General features: G+C 62.5%; 25 protein-coding genes. 14 read left to right on the top strand and 11 right to left on the bottom strand.

What is annotated here, in order from left to right; all coding sequences use genetic code 11:
• The first annotated feature begins 4 nt into the window (after positions 1–4).
• The gene (locus tag EP237_RS05715) at positions 5–685 is read left to right on the top strand and encodes a hypothetical protein (protein WP_127559021.1); all 681 of its coding nucleotides are present in this window, start codon (positions 5–7) and stop codon (positions 683–685) included.
• 75 nt (positions 686–760) lie between these two features.
• Here EP237_RS05715 and EP237_RS05710 read toward each other — a convergent pair whose 3' ends face one another.
• Positions 761–1201: a hypothetical protein gene (locus EP237_RS05710; RefSeq protein ID WP_240661528.1), complete on the bottom strand. Its 441-nt coding sequence runs from the start codon at positions 1199–1201 to the stop codon at positions 761–763.
• Between the two features lie 178 nt (positions 1202–1379).
• Between EP237_RS05710 and EP237_RS05705 the strand changes: the two genes are divergently transcribed.
• On the top strand, positions 1380–1895 hold the full coding sequence (locus EP237_RS05705) for a hypothetical protein (RefSeq protein WP_127559019.1): 516 nt from the start codon (positions 1380–1382) through the stop codon (positions 1893–1895).
• Positions 1896–1939: 44 nt separating this feature from the next.
• Here EP237_RS05705 and EP237_RS05700 read toward each other — a convergent pair whose 3' ends face one another.
• Complete coding sequence (locus EP237_RS05700) at positions 1940–3439, bottom strand: CoA-acylating methylmalonate-semialdehyde dehydrogenase (protein WP_127559017.1); 1500 nt, start codon at positions 3437–3439, stop codon at positions 1940–1942.
• 120 nt (positions 3440–3559) lie between these two features.
• Between EP237_RS05700 and EP237_RS05695 the strand changes: the two genes are divergently transcribed.
• The 8 genes from EP237_RS05695 to EP237_RS05660 all read left to right on the top strand — a co-directional run bounded on the left by EP237_RS05695 (position 3560) and on the right by EP237_RS05660 (position 11253).
• Positions 3560–4459: a LysR family transcriptional regulator gene (locus EP237_RS05695; RefSeq protein ID WP_127559015.1), complete on the top strand. Its 900-nt coding sequence runs from the start codon at positions 3560–3562 to the stop codon at positions 4457–4459.
• A gap of 62 nt (positions 4460–4521) precedes the next feature.
• Positions 4522–4956 (top strand): CBS domain-containing protein, encoded by a 435-nt coding sequence (locus EP237_RS05690; RefSeq protein WP_127559013.1) that lies wholly within the window; start codon positions 4522–4524, stop codon positions 4954–4956.
• 106 nt (positions 4957–5062) lie between these two features.
• A complete protein-coding gene (gene coaD, locus EP237_RS05685) occupies positions 5063–5560 on the top strand; it encodes a pantetheine-phosphate adenylyltransferase (protein ID WP_127559012.1) in 498 nt (165 codons plus the stop codon).
• Between the two features lie 187 nt (positions 5561–5747).
• Positions 5748–6662, top strand: a complete 915-nt coding sequence (locus EP237_RS05680) for a Hint domain-containing protein (RefSeq protein ID WP_127559010.1) — start codon at positions 5748–5750, stop codon at positions 6660–6662.
• Between the two features lie 334 nt (positions 6663–6996).
• Entirely contained in the window at positions 6997–7503 is a 507-nt protein-coding gene (locus EP237_RS05675; protein ID WP_071689834.1) for a peptidylprolyl isomerase, read from the top strand.
• Positions 7496–8044: a peptidylprolyl isomerase gene (locus EP237_RS05670; RefSeq protein WP_127559008.1), complete on the top strand. Its 549-nt coding sequence runs from the start codon at positions 7496–7498 to the stop codon at positions 8042–8044. The genes EP237_RS05675 and EP237_RS05670 overlap by 8 nt, the downstream gene beginning before the upstream one ends.
• Positions 8045–8356: 312 nt before the next feature.
• Positions 8357–9316, top strand: coding sequence for a DUF3179 domain-containing protein (locus EP237_RS05665; RefSeq protein ID WP_127559006.1), 960 nt, complete (start codon positions 8357–8359; stop codon positions 9314–9316).
• Between the two features lie 113 nt (positions 9317–9429).
• Positions 9430–11253 carry an ABC-F family ATP-binding cassette domain-containing protein gene (locus tag EP237_RS05660; RefSeq protein WP_127559004.1) on the top strand — a complete coding sequence of 608 codons (1824 nt, stop codon included), beginning with the start codon at positions 9430–9432 and terminating at the stop codon, positions 11251–11253.
• 181 nt (positions 11254–11434) lie between these two features.
• On the opposite strand, the gene EP237_RS05655 is transcribed toward EP237_RS05660, so the two are convergent.
• Genes EP237_RS05655 through EP237_RS05645 form a run of 3 tightly spaced genes read right to left on the bottom strand, consistent with a single transcriptional unit; the run spans position 11435 to position 13093 of the window.
• Positions 11435–11875 carry a DMT family transporter gene (locus tag EP237_RS05655; RefSeq protein ID WP_127559002.1) on the bottom strand — a complete coding sequence of 147 codons (441 nt, stop codon included), beginning with the start codon at positions 11873–11875 and terminating at the stop codon, positions 11435–11437.
• A 60-nt stretch (positions 11876–11935) separates the two neighbouring features.
• Positions 11936–12619 carry a hypothetical protein gene (locus EP237_RS05650; RefSeq protein ID WP_127559000.1) on the bottom strand — a complete coding sequence of 228 codons (684 nt, stop codon included), beginning with the start codon at positions 12617–12619 and terminating at the stop codon, positions 11936–11938.
• Between the two features lie 54 nt (positions 12620–12673).
• A complete protein-coding gene (locus tag EP237_RS05645) occupies positions 12674–13093 on the bottom strand; it encodes a PaaI family thioesterase (protein ID WP_127558998.1) in 420 nt (139 codons plus the stop codon).
• Between the two features lie 218 nt (positions 13094–13311).
• On the opposite strand from EP237_RS05645, the gene EP237_RS05640 reads away from it, so the two are divergent.
• Positions 13312–13587: a hypothetical protein gene (locus EP237_RS05640; RefSeq protein ID WP_127558995.1), complete on the top strand. Its 276-nt coding sequence runs from the start codon at positions 13312–13314 to the stop codon at positions 13585–13587.
• Between the two features lie 62 nt (positions 13588–13649).
• Here EP237_RS05640 and EP237_RS05635 read toward each other — a convergent pair whose 3' ends face one another.
• From EP237_RS05635 to parE, 4 genes are all read right to left on the bottom strand, one after another.
• Complete coding sequence (locus EP237_RS05635; protein WP_127558993.1) at positions 13650–14186, bottom strand: hypothetical protein; 537 nt, start codon at positions 14184–14186, stop codon at positions 13650–13652.
• Between the two features lie 35 nt (positions 14187–14221).
• Positions 14222–14920: a DUF5765 domain-containing protein gene (locus EP237_RS05630; protein WP_127558991.1), complete on the bottom strand. Its 699-nt coding sequence runs from the start codon at positions 14918–14920 to the stop codon at positions 14222–14224.
• 397 nt (positions 14921–15317) lie between these two features.
• Complete coding sequence (locus EP237_RS05625) at positions 15318–16007, bottom strand: hypothetical protein (RefSeq protein ID WP_127558989.1); 690 nt, start codon at positions 16005–16007, stop codon at positions 15318–15320.
• On the bottom strand, positions 16000–17961 hold the full coding sequence (gene parE, locus EP237_RS05620) for a DNA topoisomerase IV subunit B (protein WP_127558986.1): 1962 nt from the start codon (positions 17959–17961) through the stop codon (positions 16000–16002). Before parE ends, EP237_RS05625 begins: the two co-directional genes overlap by 8 nt.
• Before the next feature lie 216 nt (positions 17962–18177).
• Between parE and ppk2 the strand changes: the two genes are divergently transcribed.
• The gene (ppk2, locus tag EP237_RS05615) at positions 18178–19116 is read left to right on the top strand and encodes a polyphosphate kinase 2 (RefSeq protein ID WP_127558984.1); all 939 of its coding nucleotides are present in this window, start codon (positions 18178–18180) and stop codon (positions 19114–19116) included.
• Positions 19117–19192: 76 nt separating this feature from the next.
• Here ppk2 and EP237_RS05610 read toward each other — a convergent pair whose 3' ends face one another.
• Positions 19193–19639: a hypothetical protein gene (locus tag EP237_RS05610; RefSeq protein ID WP_127558982.1), complete on the bottom strand. Its 447-nt coding sequence runs from the start codon at positions 19637–19639 to the stop codon at positions 19193–19195.
• A gap of 192 nt (positions 19640–19831) precedes the next feature.
• Here EP237_RS05610 and EP237_RS05605 point away from each other — a divergent pair, with 192 nt between their 5' ends.
• Positions 19832–21214, top strand: coding sequence for an MATE family efflux transporter (locus tag EP237_RS05605; RefSeq protein WP_127558980.1), 1383 nt, complete (start codon positions 19832–19834; stop codon positions 21212–21214).
• Positions 21215–21235: 21 nt separating this feature from the next.
• Here the strand turns inward: EP237_RS05605 and EP237_RS05600 are convergent, their stop codons facing one another.
• Positions 21236–22621 carry a M20/M25/M40 family metallo-hydrolase gene (locus EP237_RS05600; RefSeq protein WP_127558978.1) on the bottom strand — a complete coding sequence of 462 codons (1386 nt, stop codon included), beginning with the start codon at positions 22619–22621 and terminating at the stop codon, positions 21236–21238.
• Positions 22622–22761: 140 nt separating this feature from the next.
• Here EP237_RS05600 and EP237_RS05595 point away from each other — a divergent pair, with 140 nt between their 5' ends.
• Positions 22762–23346: a 5-aminolevulic acid synthase gene (locus EP237_RS05595; RefSeq protein WP_127558976.1), complete on the top strand. Its 585-nt coding sequence runs from the start codon at positions 22762–22764 to the stop codon at positions 23344–23346.
• The last annotated feature ends 93 nt before the right edge of the window (positions 23347–23439 follow it).

Raw genomic sequence — 23439 nt, 5'->3', positions numbered from 1 at the left:
CCTCATGAAAAGACGAAGCTTTCTTTCTCTCGCACTGACATCAATGGGTGCGCTCGGCGTGCCGCTCTCGGCGCGGGTCTTCGCGCAGGAGACCGACGGCGTCTCGCCCATTGGTATCGCGGTCGCCAACAGTCCGCGCGGACGGATCGTGACGCGCGTCTATCCCGGCAACCGGCGTCGAGAGGTCGTGATCATGCTGCGGACCGCGGAAGGCGACGAGTTTCGCCGCATGACCCTGCCGCAGGGAATTGTCCGGCTTTCGCGCCGCTTCCTGCAGGAAGGCACGATGCCGCTGCGCGTGGTGGACGTGAACGAAGACAGTGTCGATCTCGATTTCAGGCTGTCCGGACAGGCCCCCAATATCTCGTTCGATTACCGCGTCGGAAACATCAGCGGATCGGGTCAGGCCGCCGGCGATGATGATGACGACGATGGTGGCGGCGGCGGTGGCGGCACCCAGGCGCTTGGCTTCTGGGGGTTCATGCTGGCGGTTTTCGCTATGGCCTTCGCGCTTGCTGCCTATGCCATCCACGAGGGCGCGTCGCTGAAACTTCGCTTCCGCTGCGATTCCGGGTTTGAGCCGGGCTGTGAAGGCGAAATTCAGGTCGGCAATCCAATGGACGACGACAACGACAACTTCATCGCCGATGAATCCTGCGAGGGGCTGCCACCGCTACCCTGCTAGGTTTGATATACTCGGAAGGTCCGGGGGCCTGTTTCGCACGCGCCCCCGGATCCGGGACGGACATATCCCGAAGCGTCAGCGCGCGGCCTGCAAAAGCGCGTCGAAGCTGCGTTCTGGCTGGCCAAGCAGTTGCAGGGTTTCCGCTTCGTCCTCCTGCACCAAGGGAATCACGGCGCCCGAGGGTTCCCATGACTTGATCACCGCCTCGGCCATGTTCAGCGATATTTCGGTCGGTGCGTAGTAGACCAGTAGGGTTTGCACCCCTGTACCCAGAAAGACATCCGCCTTTCTGGCCTGAAGCGCGAAGAGCTTGACATAGTCCTTTTCGATCCCGGTCACGCCCGCCAGATCCACGAGCTGCTTCTGCCCCGGTCTGAACTCGGGATGGGCGGCATAGGCTGCGAAGGTCCTGGCGCTTTCATCCAGCAGGGCAAAGCCTTCATACTTGACATAGACGAGCCCTCGATCGCGGAATATCTTGAAACTGACCGGCATCGGGCCTCTGTGCTGCTGCATCGTGTGGTCAGAGAATAGCCGGGAAATTCCCTTTCGATCCAGTGGGAAGTTCAGCTTTCACTATACGCGGTCCCGAAGCTGTGACATCACATGCTTGGTCGGGATGCGCGATAGTGCTATTCTGTGATGCGGGCGCATTTCAGCCCGCCAGACCCTCAATTGATATCGGAGTATTATTATGGATCGCAGACTGTTCCTCGCTTCCCTCGCCAGCCTTCCCCTGTTGAATACCACCGCGGCCCTTGCCCAATCCGGCGCCATCGTGCAGGCAACCGCTGACCCCGGTGCCCGAGCCACCGTAAGACCCCGACGGGGCAGTGGATTCCTGTTGGAAGTCTCGGGGTTCAACATCGGAATGCCCCCCTCAAGCCAGTTCAACATCGGAATGCCGCCGACGTTGCAATTGGGGAATTTCGAGATTCAGGACCTGATGGCGCGCGACATCACGGTGCGGATTGGCAGCAATCTTGGAAATTTCGAGATTCAGGATTTCATGTCCGGACGCTACGTAAGCGGGGCGACCCGCGGCACCCTCGCACTGGAAATCAGCGGACGCTCCCCCGCTAACGGCATCCTGATGATCATCGCAAGCGCCGCCGCAGCCTTTGGGGCGGATGCCCTCGGGTCTGGCGGGCGCGGGCAGATCGGCATCGGTGAAACGACAACCGGTTTCCTGCTCGAAGTCTCGGGCTGACCCCAAAAAAGGAAGGGGCCGCAGCGGGCCCCTTCCATGATCTCTCAGTCCATCGCCTTGAAGTTGAACTCGCCGCCTTCCTTGATGCCCGAGGGCCAGCGCGAGGTGATGGTCTTGGTCCGCGTGTAGAAGCGGAACCCGTCCGGCCCGTGCTGGTTCAGGTCACCGAAGCCCGATTTCTTCCAGCCGCCAAAGGTGTGGTAGGCCAGCGGCACTGGGATCGGCACGTTGATGCCGACCATGCCGATGTTGATCCGGTTGGCGAAATCGCGCGCGGTGTCGCCGTCGCGGGTAAAGATCGCGGTGCCGTTGCCGTATTCGTGGCTCAGCGCCAGGCCGATGGCCTCCTCATAGCTGCCTGCCCGCACAGTGGACAGGACCGGCCCGAAGATCTCGGTCTTGTAGATGTCCATATCCGGCGTCACGCGGTCGAAAAGGTGCGGGCCAACGAAAAAGCCGTCCTCATAGCCCTGAAGGCTGAAACCACGGCCATCGACGACCAGCTCCGCGCCCTGATCGACGCCGGATTGCACCAGACGTTCGATATTGGCCTTTGCGGCGGCGGTCACGACGGGGCCGTAATCCACGTCATCGCCTGCGGTATAGGGACCGACCTTGAGCTTCTCGATGCGCGGCACCAGCTTTTCGATCAGCCGGTCGGCGGTTTCCTCACCAACGGGCACGGCCACGGAAATTGCCATGCAGCGTTCGCCCGCCGCGCCGTAACCGGCCCCAACAAGCGCGTCGGCAGCCTGATCGAGATCGGCGTCGGGCATGATGATCATGTGGTTCTTGGCACCGCCGAAGCACTGTGCCCGCTTGCCGGTCGCGGCAGCACGTTCGTAGATATACTGTGCAATCGGGGTGGAGCCCACGAAGCCAACGGCCTGGATCACTTCGGAATCCAGAATGCCATCCACGGCCTCCTTGTCGCCGTTCACAACCTGCAGCACACCATCGGGCAGGCCCGCTTCCTGGCACAGCTCCGCCAGCATCAGCGGCACGGACGGATCCCGCTCGGACGGTTTCAGGATCATCGCGTTACCCGAGGACAGGGCAGGGCCCATCTTCCACAGCGGGATCATCGCGGGGAAGTTGAAGGGGGTGATGCCCGCAACCACGCCAAGCGGCTGACGCATGGAATACATGTCGATGCCGGGGCCGGCGCTGTCGGTGAACTCGCCCTTCAGCATCTGCGGCGCGCCGATGCAGAATTCGATCACTTCCAGACCGCGCTGCACGTCGCCCTTGGCGTCGGGGAAGGTCTTGCCATGTTCACGGCTCAGCGCTTCGGCCAGTTTGTCCATGTCGCGGTTCAGCAGGCTGACAAGCTTCATCATCACCCGCGCGCGGCGCTGCGGGTTGGTGGCCCCCCATGCTTTCTGCGCTTCGGCGGCGTCTGCGATGGCGCTGTCCAGCTCTTCCTTGGAGGCCAGAGCCACCTTGGCCTGAACCTCGCCAGTGGCCGGGTTGTAGACATCGGCAAAGCGGCCGGATGTGCCTGCCACGCGCTTGCCGTTGATCCAGTGACCGAGTTCTTCCATGGAACCTCTCCTCATCTCCAAAAAATCCTGCGCGGAGCATAGTCTTGCATTCCTGCGCCACAAAGGGGCAGGTTTTCAAAATCGTTTTGCGTTTCTGCAAAATGAAGGTAAACCCTTGCCATGGCACAGAACTGGGATGATCTGCGGGTGTTTCTTGCGGTGGCGCGGGCCGAAAGCCTCAGCCGCGCGGGCCAGGAACTGCGCATGGACCCGGCCACGGTCGGGCGTCGCATCGCACGGCTGGAGGAGTCTCTGGGCGCCATCCTGTTCGCAAAATCCCCACAAGGCTACGCGCTGACCGAGGCCGGTGAGCGGATGCTGGAGCCGCTGGAGGCGGCAGAAGCGGCGCTGAACGCGGGGCAGGGGGCCGTGACCGGGGCCGATGAAGGGCTGTCGGGCACCATCCGCATCGGCGCGCCGGACGGGTCGGCCAATTTCCTTCTGCCGCAGGTCTGCGCGCAGATCCGCGAACAGAATCCCGATCTGGAGCTGCAAATCCTGGCGCTGCCCCGCGTCGTGAACCTGTCCAAGCGAGAGGCCGACATGGCCATCACCGTCAGCCCGCCCCAGACCGGACGGCTTACGGTGCAGAAAGTGGCGGATTATCACCTGCATCTGGCCGCGCCGAAAGAAATCGCGGGCGAGATCCACAGCCTGTCCGACATCCGGGACCGTCCGGTGATCGGCTACATTCAGGACATGATTTTCGATCAGGAACTGGATTACCTCTCTGCGATCGGGGCCAAGAAGGTCGACCTTGCCTCGAACTCCTTTTCCGTTCAGCTCATGCTGATGCGCACCCGGCGCGGCATCGGCATTGCCCATGATTTCGCCATGCCCTTCGCACCGGAACTCAGGCTGGTGCTGCGCGATCAGGTCTCGCTGACCCGCACCTTCTACCTCGTGCGCCACGCCTCTGACCGGGGGTCCGAACGGCTCAACCGCTTTGCGCAGGCGCTGGTGACCGGCATGCGGGCTGAAATCACGCGTTTGGAAGATCTTGCCCGTCACGACGCTTGACATGGCCTAGCGTAAGAGGGGACGCTGGAAAAAACCACAAGCCACGAAAAATGGAGGCCGCGATGCTGGTGCAGCAAATTCTCAAGTCCAAACCGGATCAGGGGGTTGTCACGATCAAACCGGGATCGACCATCGGAGATGCGGCTGAACTTCTGTCAGGCAAGCGGATCGGGACCGTGGTGGTCTCGCCCGATGGCAAATCGCTGGCGGGCATCCTGTCGGAACGCGACATCGTGCGCGAGCTTGGCAAGCGCGGCGTGGCCTGCATGACCGACAGCGTCGATGACGTCATGACCTCCGAGATCATCACCTGCACCGCGTCCGACAGCTCCGACGCGGTACTGGGCAAGATGACCGAAGGCCGGTTCCGTCATATGCCGGTGATGGACGGCGACGCCATGATCGGGCTGATTTCCATCGGTGACGTGGTCAAGGCGCAACTGGCCGTTCTGGCCATGGAGAAGGAAGCGCTGGAAGGCATGATCAAGGGGTTCTGACCCCAATTGCCGCAGGTGCGAAGGCAACAACCCGGCGGGGGTTGCAATGCACGGCGCAATATTGTTGCGTGCGGCCCAGACATTGCGGGATGGAAAGGGACCACCCATGCGCATCGGCCTCTATCCGGGAACCTTCGATCCGATCACGCTCGGCCATATCGACATTATCCGGCGGGCCTGTTCGCTGGTCGACCGGCTGGTGATCGGGATCGCCATCAACCGCGACAAGGGGCCTCTGTTCTCGCTGGAGGAGCGGCTGGCCATGGTCGAGGCGGAATGCGCCTACCTTACCGAAAGGACGGGGACCGAGATTGTCGCCCATCCGTTCGAGAACCTGCTGATCGACTGCGCCCGCGATGTCGGCGCCCAGGTCATCGTGCGCGGCCTGCGCGCCGTGGCCGATTTCGAGTACGAATTCCAGATGGTCGGCATGAACCGCAAGCTCGACCCGAGTGTCGAGACCGTCTTCCTCATGGCTGACGCGCAGCATCAGGCCATTGCGTCGAAACTGGTCAAGGAAATCGCCCGGCTCGGCGGCGACATCTCGCATTTCGTGACCCCCCCGGTGCGCGCGGCGGTGCAGGAAAAGTTCAAGCGGGGGTAACCGCGCGGGTTTCATGCAACCAGAAGCGGAACGTTCTTGACAGCGCGCGGTGCGTCGGCTTTTGCTCGCGGGGTGGGGTGCAGCATTTCAAAAATCCGGTCTTGGCGGAGTATTCACGGTTTCGTCGCACAGCACCCCCCGTGCAGGGCATGGCCTTGCAGGCGCGTGACCGCTTGGGGGAACGATCATGGCGACGTATCACGCGGGCACCTATTTTGAGTACAATCTGGTTTCGGGAACGGTCTATGCCTACGGCACACAGAACGGGGCACCGCCGTTTGTCTATGACGACCAGGAGCTCGACAATACGTTCGAGGTCGGTGACGACATCAATGCCAATACCGTAGTCACGACCTTTCTGGGCACCATTTTGGTTCCTGTCACTGGAGGGGATCCGGTCGAGGCGATGGTCTGTGAATTCAATACCATTGCAAGCAACCAACGGATTCTGATCCTGCCCAATGGGCTCGACCCGGGGCTGGTCACTCTTCCGGCCACGATCGATCTCAGCATCCTGACCACCACGCCTTTCGTCACCTGTTTCGCAAAGGGTACGCGCATCGCCACGCCCGCAGGCGAAATCGCTGTCGAGGCGCTGCGGATCGGCGATGATGTCCTGACCGCCCAAGGCAACAGCGTTCCGGTCAAATGGATCGGGCGCCAGACGGTCTCGACCCGCTTCGGCCCGGCGGAACGGCTGCGACCCGTTTGCATCGCGGCGGGGGCGCTCGGGCAGGGGCTGCCGCATGCGAAGCTGACCGTCACCGCCGATCACGGGATGCTGATTTCGGATGTCATCTGTCACGCGGGCGCGCTGGTGAACGGGACGACCATCACCCGCGTGCCTTTGCAGGAGATGGGCGAAAGCTACACCGTCTTTCACGTGGAGACCGAGGCGCACGAGATCATCCTCGCAAACGGCGCCCCGGCTGAGACATTCATCGACAATGTCTCCCGCCGGGTGTTCGACAATTACCCGGAATTCGAGATGCTCTATGGCGACGTGCCCGAAATGGAAGAACTGCCCTATCCGCGCGCGATGAGTGCCAGGCAGCTACCGGCATCGGTTCGTCACCGGATCGGGATCGTCGCAGCGGCCTGAACGGGCCTCAGCGCGCGACCATCTGGACGGCGGGCGCCTCGGCGTTCCCTGCCGTCCACAATCTCTCTGACGTAAGCGCCGCGCAGGCGGCCAGAAGCGCGAGTGCCACTGCGAATGTCGCTGGCAGCCAAAGCGGGGCGGGACTCAGTTGGGGTCGGGAATTCCGGGCCATCGTGCGTTTCCTTCATCTGGCCGCCCTGCGGGCGCTGTGATCCTTCCACGCACAAGGCGGCGGGTTCCGTCGCTGCCGCCCGGCCCAGTTGCGACGCACCCCCTTTTCCTTTTCCGCCCGCACCACTAGGTTCCTTCCCGACACAGCATTCAGGAGAGCCCCATGGCCGAGATCAAAGACCCCGAAAACACCATCATCATCGAACTGAAGGATGGCCCCGTCACCATCGAGCTGCTGCCCGATGTGGCACCGCAACATTGCGCCCGCATCAAGGAACTGGCCCGCGAAGGTGCCTATGACGGTGTCGTCTTTCACCGGGTGATCGAGGGCTTCATGGCCCAGACCGGCGACGTGGCCCATGGCAATGCCGACAAGGGCCTGAATATCCGCGCCGCCGGCACCGGCGGATCGGACAAGCCCAATGTTCCGGCCGAGTTCTCCAAGCTGCCCCATGATCGCGGCACCATTGGTGCGGCCCGGTCGCAGAACCCCAATTCCGCCAACTCGCAATTCTTCATCAACTTCAAGGACAACCACTTCCTGAACGGCCAGTACACCGTCTATGGCCGCGTGGTGTCAGGCATGGAGCATGTGGACAAGATCACCCGCGGCGAGCCGCCCGCGAACCCCGACAAGATGATCTCGATGAAGGTCGCCGCCGATGCGTAAGCTGGCCTTCGCATGCCTGTTGATGGCCGCCCCCGCGGCGGCCACCACGCTGGAGATCGACGTGACCGGAGAGGCCGAAGGCACCATCGTCATCGACCTCTTCGAACAGGTCGCGCCACTGCATGTGGAACGCATCGTGACGCTGGCCGAAGAAGGCGCCTATGACGAGGTCGTCTTTCACCGGGTGATCGACGGCTTCATGGCGCAGACCGGCGACGTGGAATTTGGCCGCCTGGGTCAGGACATGCGCTATGCGGGGCGGGGTGGCTCGGACTATCCCGATCTTCCGGCGGAATTCGATCCCGAGCTCAGCTTCGAGCGCGGCATCGTCGGCATGGCCCGCGCGCAGGATCCGGACTCGGCCAATTCGCAGTTCTTCATCATGTTCGACCACGTGCCGCAGCTCGACGGGCAATACACCATTGTCGGACAGGTGATCGAAGGGATGGAGATCGTGGACGCCATCAAGCGCGGCACGGGTCGCAATGGCGCGGTGATCGGCCAGCCGGATTACATCACCGCAATGCGCGTGACCGACTGATCGCAGCACATGACTGCGCGTTGCGGGCCTCTGCCATCCCGGTGGAGGCCCGTTTCTTTTTGACAGGGCCCGCGCTGGCAGGATGAGAGCAAGGAGCCTGTGCGGCCCTCGGCTGACGCGGATCTGGATGACCACATTCGGGTCGGGGCCGGAACACGGCCGCAAAGCCACGCCGAAAGGGATGCCGGTCCTTTCGGCGGATCGGACCCGCGATCTGTCCGCAATTGAGTGCTCACCCGCCATAACCATTGCGTGAGCGGGGCTGTCCAGCGTCGTCCATCTCTGCCAGCCTGCCCGGCAGGAGGATCCCCCATGCGCCTGATCACCGTACTGCTCGCCCTCTGCTTCGCCTTGCCCGCCGCCGCCAATCCCGACCTCTGGCGTGGTGAATGGCCCAATACCGATTTCACCCGGACATCCGTGTCCTTCGAGGAAATCCTATCCGGCGGCCCGCCCCGCGACGGGATCCCGGCGATTGACGATCCCGATTTCATCCCCGTCAGCGAGGAAACCCGCCTACGCCCGACGGAGCCGGTGATTGCTGTCGAATTTGATGGCGTCCCCCCGCGCGCCTACCCGATCCGCTACCTGACCTGGCATGAGATCGTGAACGACGTGGTGGGCGATATTCCCATCGCCGTCACCTTCTGCCCGCTCTGCAATTCCGCCATCACTTTCGATCGTCGCGTGGGCGGGGATGTGCTCACCTTCGGTGTCTCTGGCAAGTTGCGACACTCGGACATGATCATGTTCGACCGGGAAACCGAAAGCTGGTGGCAGCAAGCCATCGGCGTGGGGATTGTTGGCGATCATATGGGCTCCGAACTGACGACCCTGCCCACATGGATGGAAAGCTGGGAGGATTTCCAGGCCCGCAACCCCGAGGGCCTGGTGATGGACGAACCGGACGCCCCGCGCCCCTATGGGCAGAACCCCTATGTCCGCTACGACAGCTCGGTCCAGCCGTTTCTCTATAATGGTGAGATGCCGCCTCATGACATCCCGCCGCTCATGCGCGTCGTCCGTGTCGGAGACCGGGCCTGGCCGATGACGCGCCTGGCCGCTGAGGGTGAGATCACCGAGGCAGGTGTCACCATCAGCTGGACATCCGGCCAGTCCTCGGCGCTCGACTCGCGCGATATCGGCGACGGTCGTGACGTGGGCAATATCCGGGTGCGCGACGGGCAGGGCAGGGATGTGGCGCACGACCTGATGTTCGCCTTCGCCTTTCACGCCTTCTGGCCCGAGGGAGACTGGATGCTGGGCGAGTGAGGCGGGGCGGGACAAGGCGCTTCGAAGCGCCTTTTGACAAGCGGCTTCGAAGCCGCTTCCCCCCGGCCTCACTCCCTGCTTGACCTCCCGTCCCGGCAGCGCTAGCGGAGGCCATGGCACGCGCACCCCTTCTCCAGCTCAATGACATCTCGCTGACCTTCGGGGGCGACCCTGTGTTCGACGACCTGTCGCTTGTCGTCCATGAAGGCGACCGGGTGGCCCTGGTGGGCCGCAACGGATCGGGCAAATCGACGCTGATGAAGGTCATGGCGGGACTGGTCGAGGCCGATACCGGCAGCCGCATCCTGCCCCCCGGAATATCCGTGGGTTACATGGAACAGGACCCCGATTTCGCGGGCTTCGCGACGCTTGGCGACTATGCCACCAGCGGGCTGGACCCCGCCGACTCGTGGAAGGTGGAGGCCGCTGCCGAGGGGCTGAAACTGCGCCTCGATGCCGCCCCCGATGCGGCCTCCGGCGGTGAACGCCGCCGCGCCGCCCTGGCCAAGCTGCTGGCGGAAGCCCCGGAACTGATGCTGCTGGACGAGCCCACCAACCATCTCGATATCGAGGCGATTGGCTGGCTGGAAACCCAATTGAAGGACACCCGCGCGGGCTTCGTCCTGATCTCGCATGACCGGGCATTCCTCAATGCCCTGTCGCGCGCGACGCTCTGGATCGACCGGGGGCAGGTGCGGCGCAATGAACAGGGCTTTGCCAGTTTCGAGGATTGGCGCGACAAGGTCTGGGAAGAAGAAGACCAATACCGCCACAAGCTCAACCGCAAGATCAAATCCGAGGCCCGTTGGGCCGTGGAAGGCATCAGCGCCCGGCGCAAGCGCAATATGGGCCGGGTCAGGGCGCTTGGCGACCTGCGCGCCGAACGCGCCGGCATGATCCGCCGTCAGGGCACCGCCGCCATGGCGCTGGAGGAAGGCACCAAATCCGGCAAGCGGGTGGTCGAGGCGCAGAGCATCTCCAAATCCTTCGACGGCAAGACCATCTTCAAACCCTTCGACCTGCGCATCCTGCGCGGCGACAGGGTGGCCTTTGTCGGCCCCAATGGGGTGGGCAAGACGACGCTGCTGAATGTCCTGACCGGACGGCTCGCGCCCGATACCGGCAGCGTCACCCATGGCACCAATCTGGACATGGCGGTCTTCGACCAGACCCGCGCGGCGCTCGATCCGAATGCGACCCTGTGGGATGCGCTGGCGCTCGATCCCTCGATGGCCGTCTCGGGTGCGTCCGATCAGGTGATGGTGCGCGGCAGCCCGCGCCATGTGGTGGGCTATCTCAAGGATTTCCTCTTCGACGAACGGCAAGCCCGGGCGCCGGTCCGGTCGCTGTCGGGCGGCGAAAAGGCGCGACTTCTGCTGGCGCGGCTGATGGCGCGGGAATCGAACCTTCTGGTGCTGGACGAACCCACCAACGATCTGGACGTAGAGACGCTCGACCTGTTGCAGGATCTTCTGGGCGATTACCCCGGCACGGTGCTGTTGGTCAGCCACGACCGGGACTTCATCGACCGGGTGGCCTCGACCACCATCGCGATGGAAGGCGACGGGCTGGCCACGGTCTATGCGGGCGGCTGGTCCGACTACCGCGCGCAGCGAGCCGAGACCACGCCCGCGCAGGAGCCGGATAAACCGGGGAGACCGAAAGCACCCGCAAGCGCGCCCAGGGAAAAGCCTGCTGGCAAGACCAGGGGCGGATTGTCCTACACGGAATCGCACCGCCTGAAGGAACTGCCCGGCCTGATCGAGCGGCTGGAAGCGGAGATTGCCAAGCTGGAAGAGCTGATGTCGGATCCCGAGCTGTTCACCCGAGAGCCGGTGAAGTTCCGCAAGGCCAGTGAGGCCCTGAGCGAACGGCAGGCCAAGCTGTCAGACGCGGAAGAGGAATGGCTGATGCTGGAGGACAAGGCCGACGGCTAGGCGCGTCCGAGCCACCGGTCCGGGCCATCGGCGCAGGAATTTTCTTGGAAGAAAATTGGGGGCGCTGCCCCCGTCGCTTCGCTCCTCCCCCGAGGTATTTTTGCCAAGATGAAAGCAGCGTTTCGTCTGCACGCCCGGTGTACGGGGGGTGCACAGGGGGTGTACGGGGGGCACCCCCCTCTTATCGCGCCGCCATCTGGGTTAGGGCGACGCCTGCCGCCATCACCAGAATCCCGCCCGCGCGAATAAGGGTGAGCGGCGATTGCGCCGCTCCGAACAGGCCGAAATGGTCGATCATCGCGGCCGAGACAAGCTGGCCCAGAAGCACGAAGAAGACCGCGTTGCCAATGCCGAAATGGGGGGCCACATAGGTGATGGACAGCACGTAGAAGGCCACCAGAAGCCCCGCAAGAAACAGGTGCCAGGGCTGGCCTGACAATCGGGTCAGTGCCTGTGGCCCGGTCACCAGCATGACCACGCAAGTGGCTGAAACCGCAACGATAAACAGGATGAAGGCGGCTGCGGCGGGGGATCCGATATTGGCCCCGAGCCGGGCGTTGAGCGCGGCCAGAACCGGAATGCCGATGCCTGCGGCAAGCATGATCAGCGCGTGTTGGGTCATGTTTCTGCTCTCCTTCATCCGGCGCGCAGGCTGCGGCGGATCGGGAGGATGTGCAAGGGGCTATGAGCAGATGCCGGGCAGTTCCGCGTCTTCCCATGGCAGCCGGATGTCGGGGCGGCTGATGCGGTCATTGATGGGTGTAAGGTTCAGATAAGGCTGAAGAATCTCTTCCAGTCTTTGGGTCCGCGCGCCGCCCGGATCCAGCGCCCGGCAACAGACATATTCCTCGACCAGGCTGGCTTGCTGTTCATATCCATAGCTGAGGAAATCGGGCGTTTCCGATGGCACATCAAAGAGATAGGGATCATCGCTGACCCAATGTTCCGACGCGCCGCGCAGCGGGTGGTAGCCGGTCACTGCGCGCTGCTGCCATTGCCAGATATGGGTCATCTCATGGGCAAAGAACATTGCCGCCACCAGCCGCAGCTCGTCCGGGTAGCCCGCCAGATAGTCGTCCAGATAATAGTCCGGCGTGACCCAGATGCGCCTGAATGTGGCGATTCCGGCCGCGCGGCTTTGGACGGTAAGTCCTTCTGGCGGCGGAAAAATCCGTTCCCGGCAGGTGACGCGCGGGCGCACGGGGCGGGTATGGCTGCGCAGGCCCACGAGGGGCATTTCAACGATGCGGATCGGCGCCGGATCAAGCCCTGGCTGAAGCTCTGCCATGAAGGCGCGTTCCGCCTCGGTCAGCGGGCGACCACAGGCGGTCAGCAGAAGGAGAAGGGCGATGGTCCAGCGCAGCATGATCCCAGCCTAGCCGATCTGCGGGCCGTCGTCAGCACGGGGTTAAACGCGCGGTCACACCACGTAAAAGGTGGCTTGCGCGCGCGCCACGGCTTTGCCGGAGGGTTCGGCCACCATTTCCGCCTCGACAAAGGCCATGCTCTTGCCCGCCCGCACGATATCGGCTCGGCAGACGATCCAGTCGCCCACGCCCGGACGCAGGAACTGGCAGGTGAAATTCGTAGTGGCGACCGGGCGGAAAGACCCGAAGAACCCCGCCGTGGCCAGGACCATTGTCGTATCCGCCATCGTCATCAGGGCCTGGCCCGAGATGATCCCGCCAACCCGCGCCAGCCGGTCGCTATTGGGCATGCGCGAAATCGTGTGCGATTCGGTCACCTCGGTCACGTCCAGTGCCAGATCGCGCACCCAATCGGCGAAATGTTCGGTCAGAAAGCGGTTCAGATCGTCGGCGGTCAGGGCAGGGGCGGTCATGGCGCAGGGCCTTTCTTGTGTCGTGCATTACAAGGCTAAGCCCAAGGAAATGCAGGGGCAATCCTAGATCGGTTATCCGATAGCGCAAAGCTGTTCTTGGCTGACGGTGTGGCGATTTTGGATGACGGGGCCGGGTCTGTCAGGGTTGTCCTGTCGGCCCCTCCCATCCCGGCAAAACCTGATCCACCCAACCCAACTTGACCCAAGGAATTTGACCCATGAAGAAACCTGTTATGACCCTCCTCGCCGCGGCCCTGTCACTCGCCGCCATTGCCCCCGCCGCTTCGGCTGACATCATCGTGCTCGGCTCGCCGCTCCATGTGATCGAGGATGACGCAAAGCTGACGCCGCTGCCCGAGCCGCGCCCGCTGCCCTTCCCCTTCCCGGTGGTGCTGCCGATGCCGCGCCCGTTCCCGCTGCCGGACACCTGCCTGAGCTGCCCGCCCATGCCGCTGGATTACACCCCGATCTCGCGCATGGTGATCCTGCGCTGATCGGACAGTCCTGACTTTGTCATGCAACACCCCGGGGCTGCCACGCGCGCCCCGGGGGTATTTCAGTCGATATCCCTGAGCCCGATGGACCGCCTGAGCGCGTTCATCGCCTGCATATAGGCCTCGTCGATCTGGTAGTCCGTGGGCAACTCGTCGGGGGCGAACATCGCCTCCCAGGCTTCGTCCCACTCATAGCCCGCATGCACCCGCCGGTCCCCCAACTCATGGGCCACCACCGCGCGGATCTTGGCGTCTTCGCCCTGGCCCGTGAAGGTATGGAAACAGAGCTGCATGAACTCGAAATGCCGCTGGTAGAAATCCTCGGACAGCAGGTGGCGGTAGATATTCACCTCCCGATCCAGCCGCCGCTTGGTGGCGATCATGTCGGGGGGAGAGATGTCCTTCCAATAGCCCACCAGCCGCCGGAAACAGTAGATCCGGTTCATATCGGGCGCGATGCGGTCATAGATCTCCAGCCGTTTGGCCAGGATGGGCCGGTTCTGCCACAGCGCCTTGTCGATGGAGGCAAGCCGCCAGACAAGCGCCGCCGCCAGACCGGCGAAGGCAAGGGTAAACAGAACCTGCAACCACGGGGCCATGGCATCCTCCCTGTCGCCACGCTAGCAGATGCGGGTCATCCCGTCACCGTCCGGCGCACCCATGGGGTCATCGAGATCAGCACCAACCCGACCGAGAACAGGCACCAGATCGCGGGCATCTCATTTGGCGACTGCGCCAGCGTTGCGGCCAGGATCGGGCCGAGAAGCGCGTGGACCAGAGCGAACCGCCACGCGCCGTAAATCAGCGGGAAGACGAACACCGCGATCATGTAGTCCGGGAAGGGGATCCAGTGTCGGAACACATCGCCCCCGAACCGTCCTGCGAAATCCGACAGGGGCATGTCCCAGGCCAGATGCCACGCGCCCGACAGGGTGCACCATTGCGGCCCGCACAGCGTCGTGCCCGGAACGCATGCGCCCACCCACGCCATCGGCACCATCCGCATCAGCAAGAGGAGAGAGACCACCGCCGTCAGCCCCATGATGGTCCGCCACATGCGGGCCGACACACCGCCGACCAATGCCATGCCGAAGGCGTTGATGAACAGGGGTTGCAGCGCGATATGGACGTAGGACAGCAGCGCCGAGGCCTGATTGCCCGGCAATTCGCATTGGTCGATGGTCTGGTAGCCCCAGAATTGCAGCGCCTCCATCGAGGCAAAAAAGGCCAGCGTGATCGGAATCGCGGGCGGATCGCCGCGTTTCCAGGTGACGACCGTGGCAACGGCGCCGACGCCCACCATGGCCAGACTGGCCCCCTCGCTCCAACACATCGGCTGTCCCCCCGCTTGTGTGAGTCAACTGTTGCGGGTTGCGGGGGATGGGTCAAGGGATGTGATGGGCGGTCATGAAGTGCTGATCCCTGTCATCCCCGCGAAAGCGGGTATCTCAGGACGCACGCGCGAGTTGCGAGAGGTCCCCGCCTGCGCGGGGATGACAAGCGCACCGCTCAACCGGAGTACCCCGGCGCGGAATCAAGGCGAAGCCGCCGCGCCATCGCCGACGCGCCCCCGGCGGAGGCGATTTTGTTGGGTCTGGGAGAGACGGAGAGGGAGCACGGACTTGGCAGCCTTAAAGCGCGAGTCACAAAGCCCCGGATCGCCCCCGCGCGCGTCGTCGATGGCGCTTGGGGAGGCGAAGGGCGGGCAGAATTGCTCACCTAACGCTTGCTCAAAGCAGTTCAATAAAATCTTCAAAAATATCTCGCACCACAGCTTGAAAAACATCGAGTGAAGGAATGAAGATTAATAGGAAACCAAGTACCGAAAACACGAGGGTGACAACTCTCGTTTTCTGATAGGTGTTCATTTCGTTCAGAAACCATTCGTAAGCTATTTCGCGAAACAAGTCTTCATCTTCTTTCCGAAAGAGCTCTTCCTTGGTGCTGTAGTAACCTGATCGAAGCGTGTGCGGATAGCCTCGCTCGATGTTTTTTCTTTGGGCGCTAAGGAATAGAGTTCTTGGAGTCCAATCACGGTCGAATACGCTTTGTTCCATCGAAAAAAGCTCGGCAATAGTGTAGCTCGAAATGACGTGATTGGCGAAACTGAACTCGTCTTTGGCGTTTCGCAAAGCGGAAGGTTGAAATACTCGAAATAAAGAATTCGACACAAGAATCAGCACGCTTCCCAGGAATACTAGTTGAAGCTTGGTTTTGGCGGGCAGTACAAAATCTGAAACTTCTACATTCCTTGAGCCAGACAAGAAGCTGAACTCTATGTTCGCGATAATAGTATCGTTAAAAAGTATTAGGTAGCCAATCACCGGAATCGCAGCGATTAATTTGCTGAGGTTGCTATTTGATATCGGTTCAATAAAGTTCCAGAGCAGCCATTTCGGATCGCCCCTTGGTTCAAACATCCAACTCCTCCACAAACTGCGCATTCTCCTGGATAAACTGGAAGCGCAGTTCCGGTTTCTTGCCCATCAGGCGTTCCACCAGGTCTCCGGTTTCGCCGGGGAACTCGTCATCGATGGACACGCGGATCAGTTTGCGCTGCTCGGGGTCCATCGTGGTTTCCTTCAGGTCCTTGGCGTCCATCTCACCCAGGCCTTTGAAGCGGGACACGTCGATCTTGCCCTTGCCGCCGAGCCCCTTGGCCTGCCATTCGTCCCGTTCCGCCTCATCCAGACAATAGACGCGGCGGGAGCCTTGCGTCAGGCGATAGAGCGGCGGGCAGGCCAGATAGAGATGCCCCTGGTCGATCATTGGCCGCATCTGGGTGAAGAAGAAGGTCATCAAGAGCGAGGCGATATGGGCACCGTCCACATCCGCGTCGGTCATGATGATGATCTTGTCATAGCGCAGGTCGTCGATGTTGAACTTGGTCCCGATCCCCACGCCCATGGCCTGACAGAGATCGTTGATCTCCGCATTGGTGGTGATCTTGGAGCCTGCCGCCCCCAGAACGTTGAGGATTTTCCCACGCAGGGGCAGCAGCGCCTGTGTCTTGCGGTTGCGCGCCATCTTGGCGGAGCCACCGGCCGAGTCGCCCTCGACGATGAAAAGCTCCGTCCCTGCGCGGTTGGTGGCGGAACAATCCACCAGCTTGCCGGGCAGGCGCAGGCGTTTGGTGGCGGATTTCCGTTGCGTTTCCTTTTCCTGACGGCGGCGCAGACGTTCCTCCGCGCGCAGCACAAGGAAATCGAGGATCGCACCGGCGGCTTTGGTGTCGGCGGCCAGCCAGTTGTCGAAATGGTCGCGCACGGCGTTTTCAACGAGCCTTTGCGCCTCGCTTGTTGCCAGCCGGTCCTTGGTCTGGCCCACGAATTCCGGCTCCCGGATGAAGCAGGAGACCAGCGCGCAGCCCCCGGTGATCAGGTCATCGCGGGTGATCTGCGCGGCCTTCTTGTTGCCGACCAGTTCCCCATAGGCGCGGATGCCTTTCAGCACGGCGGCCCAGAACCCGGCCTCATGCGTGCCGCCCTCGGGCGTGGGGACGGTGTTACAGTAGGACTGGATGAACCCGTCGCGCGACGGCGTCCAGTTGATCGCCCATTCCACCTTGCCCGGCGTGTTGAACCGTTCCTTGAAATCGACCATGCCCGCGAAGGGCTGATCGGCATAGGTGGAGGCGGCCCCGAGCGTTTCCTTGAGGTAGTCGGCCAGACCGCCGGGGAAGTGGAAAGTGGCCTCCAGCGGCGTATCCCCGTCCTCGATGGCGGATTTCCAGCGGATTTCGACGCCAGAGAAGAGATAGGCCTTGGAGCGGACCATTTTCAGCAGCCGCGCGGGTTTGAACCGGTGGCTGCCGAAGATCTGGGCGTCGGGGTGGAAGGTCACCGTGGTGCCGCGCCGGTTGGGGGCGGCGCCGATGGCCTGCACGGGGCCTTGCGGGATGCCGCGCGAAAACTCCTGCGCGAACAATTCGCGGTTGCGCGCGACCTCGACCCGCAGATGATCAGAGAGGGCGTTCACGACCGATGCGCCGACCCCGTGCAACCCGCCCGAAGTTTCATAGCTGTCGCCCGAGAATTTGCCGCCCGCGTGAAGGGTGCAGAGGATTACCTCGAGGGCGGACTTGTCGGGGAATTTGGGGTGCGGGTCCACCGGCATGCCGCGACCGTTGTCGCGGATGGTGATGGAGTAGTCGCTATGCAGCTCCACCTCGATGCGGCTGGCATGACCGGCCACGGCCTCGTCCATCGAGTTGTCGAGGATTTCGGCCACAAGGTGATGCAAGGCTCGCTCATCGGTGCCGCCGATATACATGCCGGGGCGTTTGCGGACAGGCTCCAAACCCTCCAGAATCTCGATCGAAGAGGCGTCATAGCCCCCATTGTCCACCGCAGGGGAAAGAAGATCGTCGGCCATGCCCATCTGCTCTTTGCTTTGTGCTTTTGATTGGCTGGCAGGGTATCGCAGGGGCAGGGCAGCCGACAAGGGGCAACGCAGGATTTTGTGGGGCCGCTGGCGCGGGCCACTATCCACGGGTTTTCCGATGTTTTGTGTCAGATTCTTGACACCGATCAAGGCAACTTGCCGCGATCTGTGGCAGACGGTGCGCAGGACAATCAGAAGGAGACCGCAATGACCGCACCCGCCGCCACCGATGCCCAGGCCGAAACTGTTGAGACAAGCCAGCCGAACGGTGCCGACAAGGGCTTTCCCACGGTGACCACGGATGACATCCGCCATGCGTTTGAAACCGGCGAATACCCGTATTCCGACAAGCTGCCGCGCAAGGCCTACGAGACCGAGAAAGCGCGCATTCAGGCGGAGCTTCTGAAAGTTCAGCTTTGGGCGCAGGACACGGGGCAGAAATTCGTGATCCTGTTCGAGGGTCGGGACGCAGCGGGCAAGGGCGGCACGATCAAGCGGTTCACCGAACATCTCAACCCGCGTTTCGCGCGTGTCGTGGCGTTGAACAAGCCCACGGATGAGGAACGCGGCCAGTGGTTCTTCCAGCGCTATATCGACCATCTGCCAACGGCCGGTGAAATGGTGTTCTATGATCGCAGCTGGTATAACCGCGCGGGCGTGGAACGGGTCATGGGCTTCTGCGAGCCGCATGAATATCTTGAATTCATGCGCCAGACCCCGGATCTGGAACGGATGCTGGTGCGCTCGGGCATCCGGCTTTACAAATACTGGTTCTCGGTCACTCAGGAAGAACAGCGCGCCCGGTTTGCCAGCCGCGAAACCGACCCGTTGAAACAGTGGAAGCTGAGCCCGATCGACAAGGCGAGCCTTGGAAAATGGGATGCCTATACCGAGGCGAAGGAGGCGATGTTCTTCTACACCGACACCGCCGATGCGCCCTGGACGATCATCAAGTCGAACGACAAGAAGCGCGCGCGCCTGAATACAATGCGCCACTTCCTGTCGACGCTGGATTATCCGGGCAAGGATCATGACATCGCGAAGGCGCCCGATCCGCTGATCGTGGGCCATGCCAGCCATGTGATACATGCCTCGGACCATATCCTTGGGGCGTCCCTGCACCCCGACCAGCGGCGCAATCGCTGACCGAAAAAACGGCGCCCGTTGGGGGCGCCGTTTCTTTCAGACCAGACCGATCCGGGGCAGACAGATGGAGCGTGGCCTAGTAGGTCGAAACCAGATTGACGTCGTCCGCGCTGATGATATTGCGCTGCACGCCGACGCTGGCCATGGCGACGAGCAGGGCAATATCCTCATCTGACAGATCGCCATCGTTATAAGCCAGAATGCCTTCCTCGATTCCGGTGAGGATCGTGGCATTGGTCATGGCGTTCGCAATGTCGAACATGCTTTCCGCGCCGTCTTCGTCGATCACGCCGGCATCGTAGAGCGCGTTGAAATGTGCGGCATGGAACACGACGAACGCATCGCTGACCTGCTGCGTCCGAAGTTGAGCTTCCAGATCCGAGGCGAGAGAGGAAATCCCGTCCTCGATCATCGCCGTCGCAGCCAGCGCCATACCGGCAACCGCAGCGGTCAGAACCGTCCAGTCCACCGAAACGGCCCCACTTTCGGACGTCAGGAAATTATGCCAACTTTCGTGTTGCATTCTTGTCATTTCTGCTCGCTGTTTACGCAGATGCTTATCTCGTCAAAAAATGTGGCGTGAATGTGGCACAGAGGGGGGTGAGCTGAGCAACAATGCGGTTCCAATCTGGAAACGCGCACCCATTTTCTTGGGTATTTTCAAACAATTACAAAGCCGCTTGTCAAGGGGCCTTGTCGCAGAAGAGTACCAGCAATGACACCTTTCCGCCATCACCTCGGGGCTGTTTTTTTGCTTGGTCTTCCCCTGGCAGGCAGCCATCTTGCCCAATTATCCATCGGAATTACCGACACGGTCATGTTGGGCTGGTACGGGGTCAGCGAACTGGCCGCGCAGTCCCTGGCGTCCTCGTATTTCTTCGTGATCTTCCTTCTCGGGTCCGGGTTCGGCATCGCGGTCATGCCGATGGTGGCCGCCGCGATCGCCAATGAAGACAGGACACAGGTGCGCCGGGTCACGCGCATGGGGCTGTGGCTGTCCTGTCTCATCGGATGTGCCTCGATGCCACTGTTCTGGTTCAGCGGCCCGATCTTCGTGGCCCTCGGGCAGGACCCGGACCTGTCGCAGCTGATGCAGGATTATCTGCGCATCGCGGGCTGGTCGATGCCGCTGTTCCTGGTCGCTGTGGTGTTCAAAAGCCACCTGTCAGCGCTTGGTCACACCCAGATCGTGCTGTGGGCGACATTGGCCGGAACCGTGGTGAATATCGGGTTCAACTGGCTGCTCATCTTCGGCAATCTCGGCGCGCCGGAACTGGGAATTCAGGGCGCGGCCATCGCGTCGCTTGGCACGAATGCGTTGATTCTGGTGTTGCTCGGCGCCTATGCGGCGCTGGCGCGGGACTTGCGTGACTATACCATCCTGGCCCGGCTCTGGAGGCCGGACTGGGGCGCGTTTGGCGAGGTGTTTCGCCTCGGGATGCCGATCGGGCTGACGATGCTGGCCGAAAGCGGTCTGTTTACGGCAAGCGCCATCATGATGGGCTGGATCGGGGAAGAGGCGCTGGCCGCCCATGGCATCGCCGTGTCCATCGCGGCAGCGACCTTCATGGTGCATCTGGGCCTGAGTTCTGCCGCCACGGTGCGCGCGGGCTATGCCTGGGGCCGCAAGGACCTGCCCAATCTGCGCATGGGGGCACTGGCCGCGCTGGTGCTGTCGCTTGGCATGGTGGCGATCACCATTGCGGCCTTCCTCGGCATTCCGGAGCTGCTGATCGGCCTGTTCCTCGATCCGGCAGAACCGAACCGGGCAGCCCTGATCGCCACCGGCACGGTGCTGCTGGCCACGGCGGCGCTGTTTCAGCTGGCCGATGCGGTGCAGGTCATGGCGCTTGGCTTTCTGCGCGGGGTGCAGGACACGAAGCGTCCCATGATCTACGCGGTGGTCAGCTATTGGGGCATCGGCGTACCGTCGAGCTACGTGCTCGGCTTTCCGCTTGGATTGGAGGGGGTTGGCATCTGGCTTGGCCTGGCCCTTGGGCTGTCGGTGGCGGCGGTTCTGATGATGACCCGGTTCTGGACGGGGCCTGCGCGGTCTGCCCTTGCCTTCGTGCCGGACACGCCCCCGCCCGACGCCTGAGCACCGGGCAGGGGCAGGGGGTCAGCGCGTCAGCGCATGCAGGATACGCGCCCAAGACCGGATGCCCTTGTGAAAGCTGTCGAGGTCATATTTTTCGTTCGGGGAATGGATCGCGTCATCGTCATTGGCGAACCCGGTCAGGAGCGCATCCATGCCGAGCACGTCCTTGAAGAACCCGGCAATCGGGATCGAGCCGCCCATGCCGATGAAAACCGCCTCGCGCCCCCATTCATCGGACAGCGCCTGCCGGGCCTTTTCGAACTCGGGCCGGTTCACATTCATGACCGGCGCGGGGGAGCCTTCGAGATCCTGGTTCCACTCCACGCTCAGATCGGGGCCAAGCCGGTCGGCCACATGTTTGCGGATCTTCACGCGCAACGCATCGGGGTCCATGTCGCCCACCAGACGGCAGGTGATCTTGCAATGCGCCTTGGAGGGTATCACGGTCTTGGTCCCGGCCCCCTGATAGCCGCCCCACATGCCGTTCACCTCCAACGTCGGGCGCGCCCATTGCTTTTCGAGGCAGGAATAGCCCTGTTCGTAATGGGACACGGTATAGCCTGCCTCGGACAGATAGTCCGCCTCGTCGAAGCCCGACATGTTCCACTGGCGCAGGATATCCTCGGGCACCTCATGGACGCCCTCATAGAATCCCTCGACCGCGACGGCCCCGGTCTCGGGATCATAGAAACTGTCTACGATCCGGGCCATTTCCCGCAGCGGGTTGAGGCCGGGTCCGCCGTAATGGCCCGAATGCAGGTCGATGCGCGGGCCGGTCAGGGTGAACTCATCCTTCACCATCCCGCGCAGCTGCGTGGGGATCGACGGCACGCCGGGGGCGACCATAGACGTGTCGCAGATCAGCGCGATATCGGCGGTCAGCTCGGCCGCGTTTTCCTGCATGAAGGGCACCAGCGAGGGCGAGCCCGATTCCTCCTCCCCCTCGAAGAAGAGCGTGATCTTGCCCGGCAGGCTGCCATGCACCGCTTTCCACGCGCGGCAGGCCTCGACAAAGGTCATCAGCTGCCCCTTGTCGTCAGACGCCCCGCGCCCTCGGATCACCTTGCCTTTGGGGGTGTCCTCGATCGAGGGCTCAAAGGGCGGCGTGTTCCACAGGTTTAGCGGATCGACCGGCTGCACGTCGTAGTGGCCGTAGAACAGCAGATGCGGGCCATCCGCGTCGGCATTGACATGCGCCACAACCATGGGGCGGCCCGGTGTCGCCCGCTTGGTGGCGTCAAAGCCCAGACCTTTCAGGTCCTCGACCAGCCAGTCGGCGGCCCGGTCGCATTCATCATTGTAGGCGGGATCGGTCGAGATGGAGGGGATTCGCAGAAGCTCCATCAATCGGTCGGTGGCTTCCTCAAGATTTTCGTCAATACGGGCAAGAACGGCGTCGAGCGACATGGGGGGTCCTTTCACATTCGCGTGTTGAGGCGGAGCCTATCAGCCAGCACGTCCCTGTCCAGATGTTGCCGAAGGGCAGGGGACACGGTATTCCCTGTTAAGGTTTCAGACATCCGGCCCAAAGAGAGCGGAGTTTTTTCATGCGCGCGACATCCTTTCTTCGATCCTCGGGCCTGGCCCTGGCCCTGGCGGCCATCGGTCTGCCTGCGCTTGCACAGGAGCTGCCCAACCTGCGCGAAGCGCGTCGTCTGGTCTTTGCCGAACGCGGCGCGGTCGAGGTGGAGGTGATCGACCATGACAGCTTGTCGGACACCGACCGGGCCATCCTGCAATCGCCGCAACTGTCCGGCGCGGTCAGCTATTACGGGGCGATCGCCATTGCGCCAGGCATGGGGCTTGCTTCCGAGGCGACGGTTGCCGCTGCCAATTTCCATGACGAAGAGAATGCGCGCCGTGTCGCACTGGACGGCTGCGAAGCGCAGCGCAGCTCCGGCCCCGCCTGCATCGTCGTGCTGGTCGTGCGCCCGGAAGGCTGGGAACCGGGCCGCAGCCTGCAACTGAATACCGAGGCCACCGCCGCCCTGCGCGGGGACTATCGCCGGCTTGGCCGATCCCGCGCCATGGCCATTTCCGAGGCAACCGGCCAATGGGGAATCGGTGCAGACGAGGAAACAGCCGTCGCCAATTGTGGACAGGACGACTGTCGCGTCGTGGTTTTGAACTGATCTTACGGCTGGTCCGTTGATCCATGTCAAAGTAACCTGCGCGTCAATTTGTAACTTGCGAGGGGAGGGCCTCAGGGCCTAGATCACCCAAAT

The sequence above is a fragment of the Nioella ostreopsis genome (genome assembly GCF_004000255.1).
Lineage (GTDB): Bacteria > Pseudomonadota > Alphaproteobacteria > Rhodobacterales > Rhodobacteraceae > Nioella > Nioella ostreopsis.
Note: the sequence above shows the minus strand (reverse complement) of the source record. Positions and strands in the feature narration are given on the sequence as shown.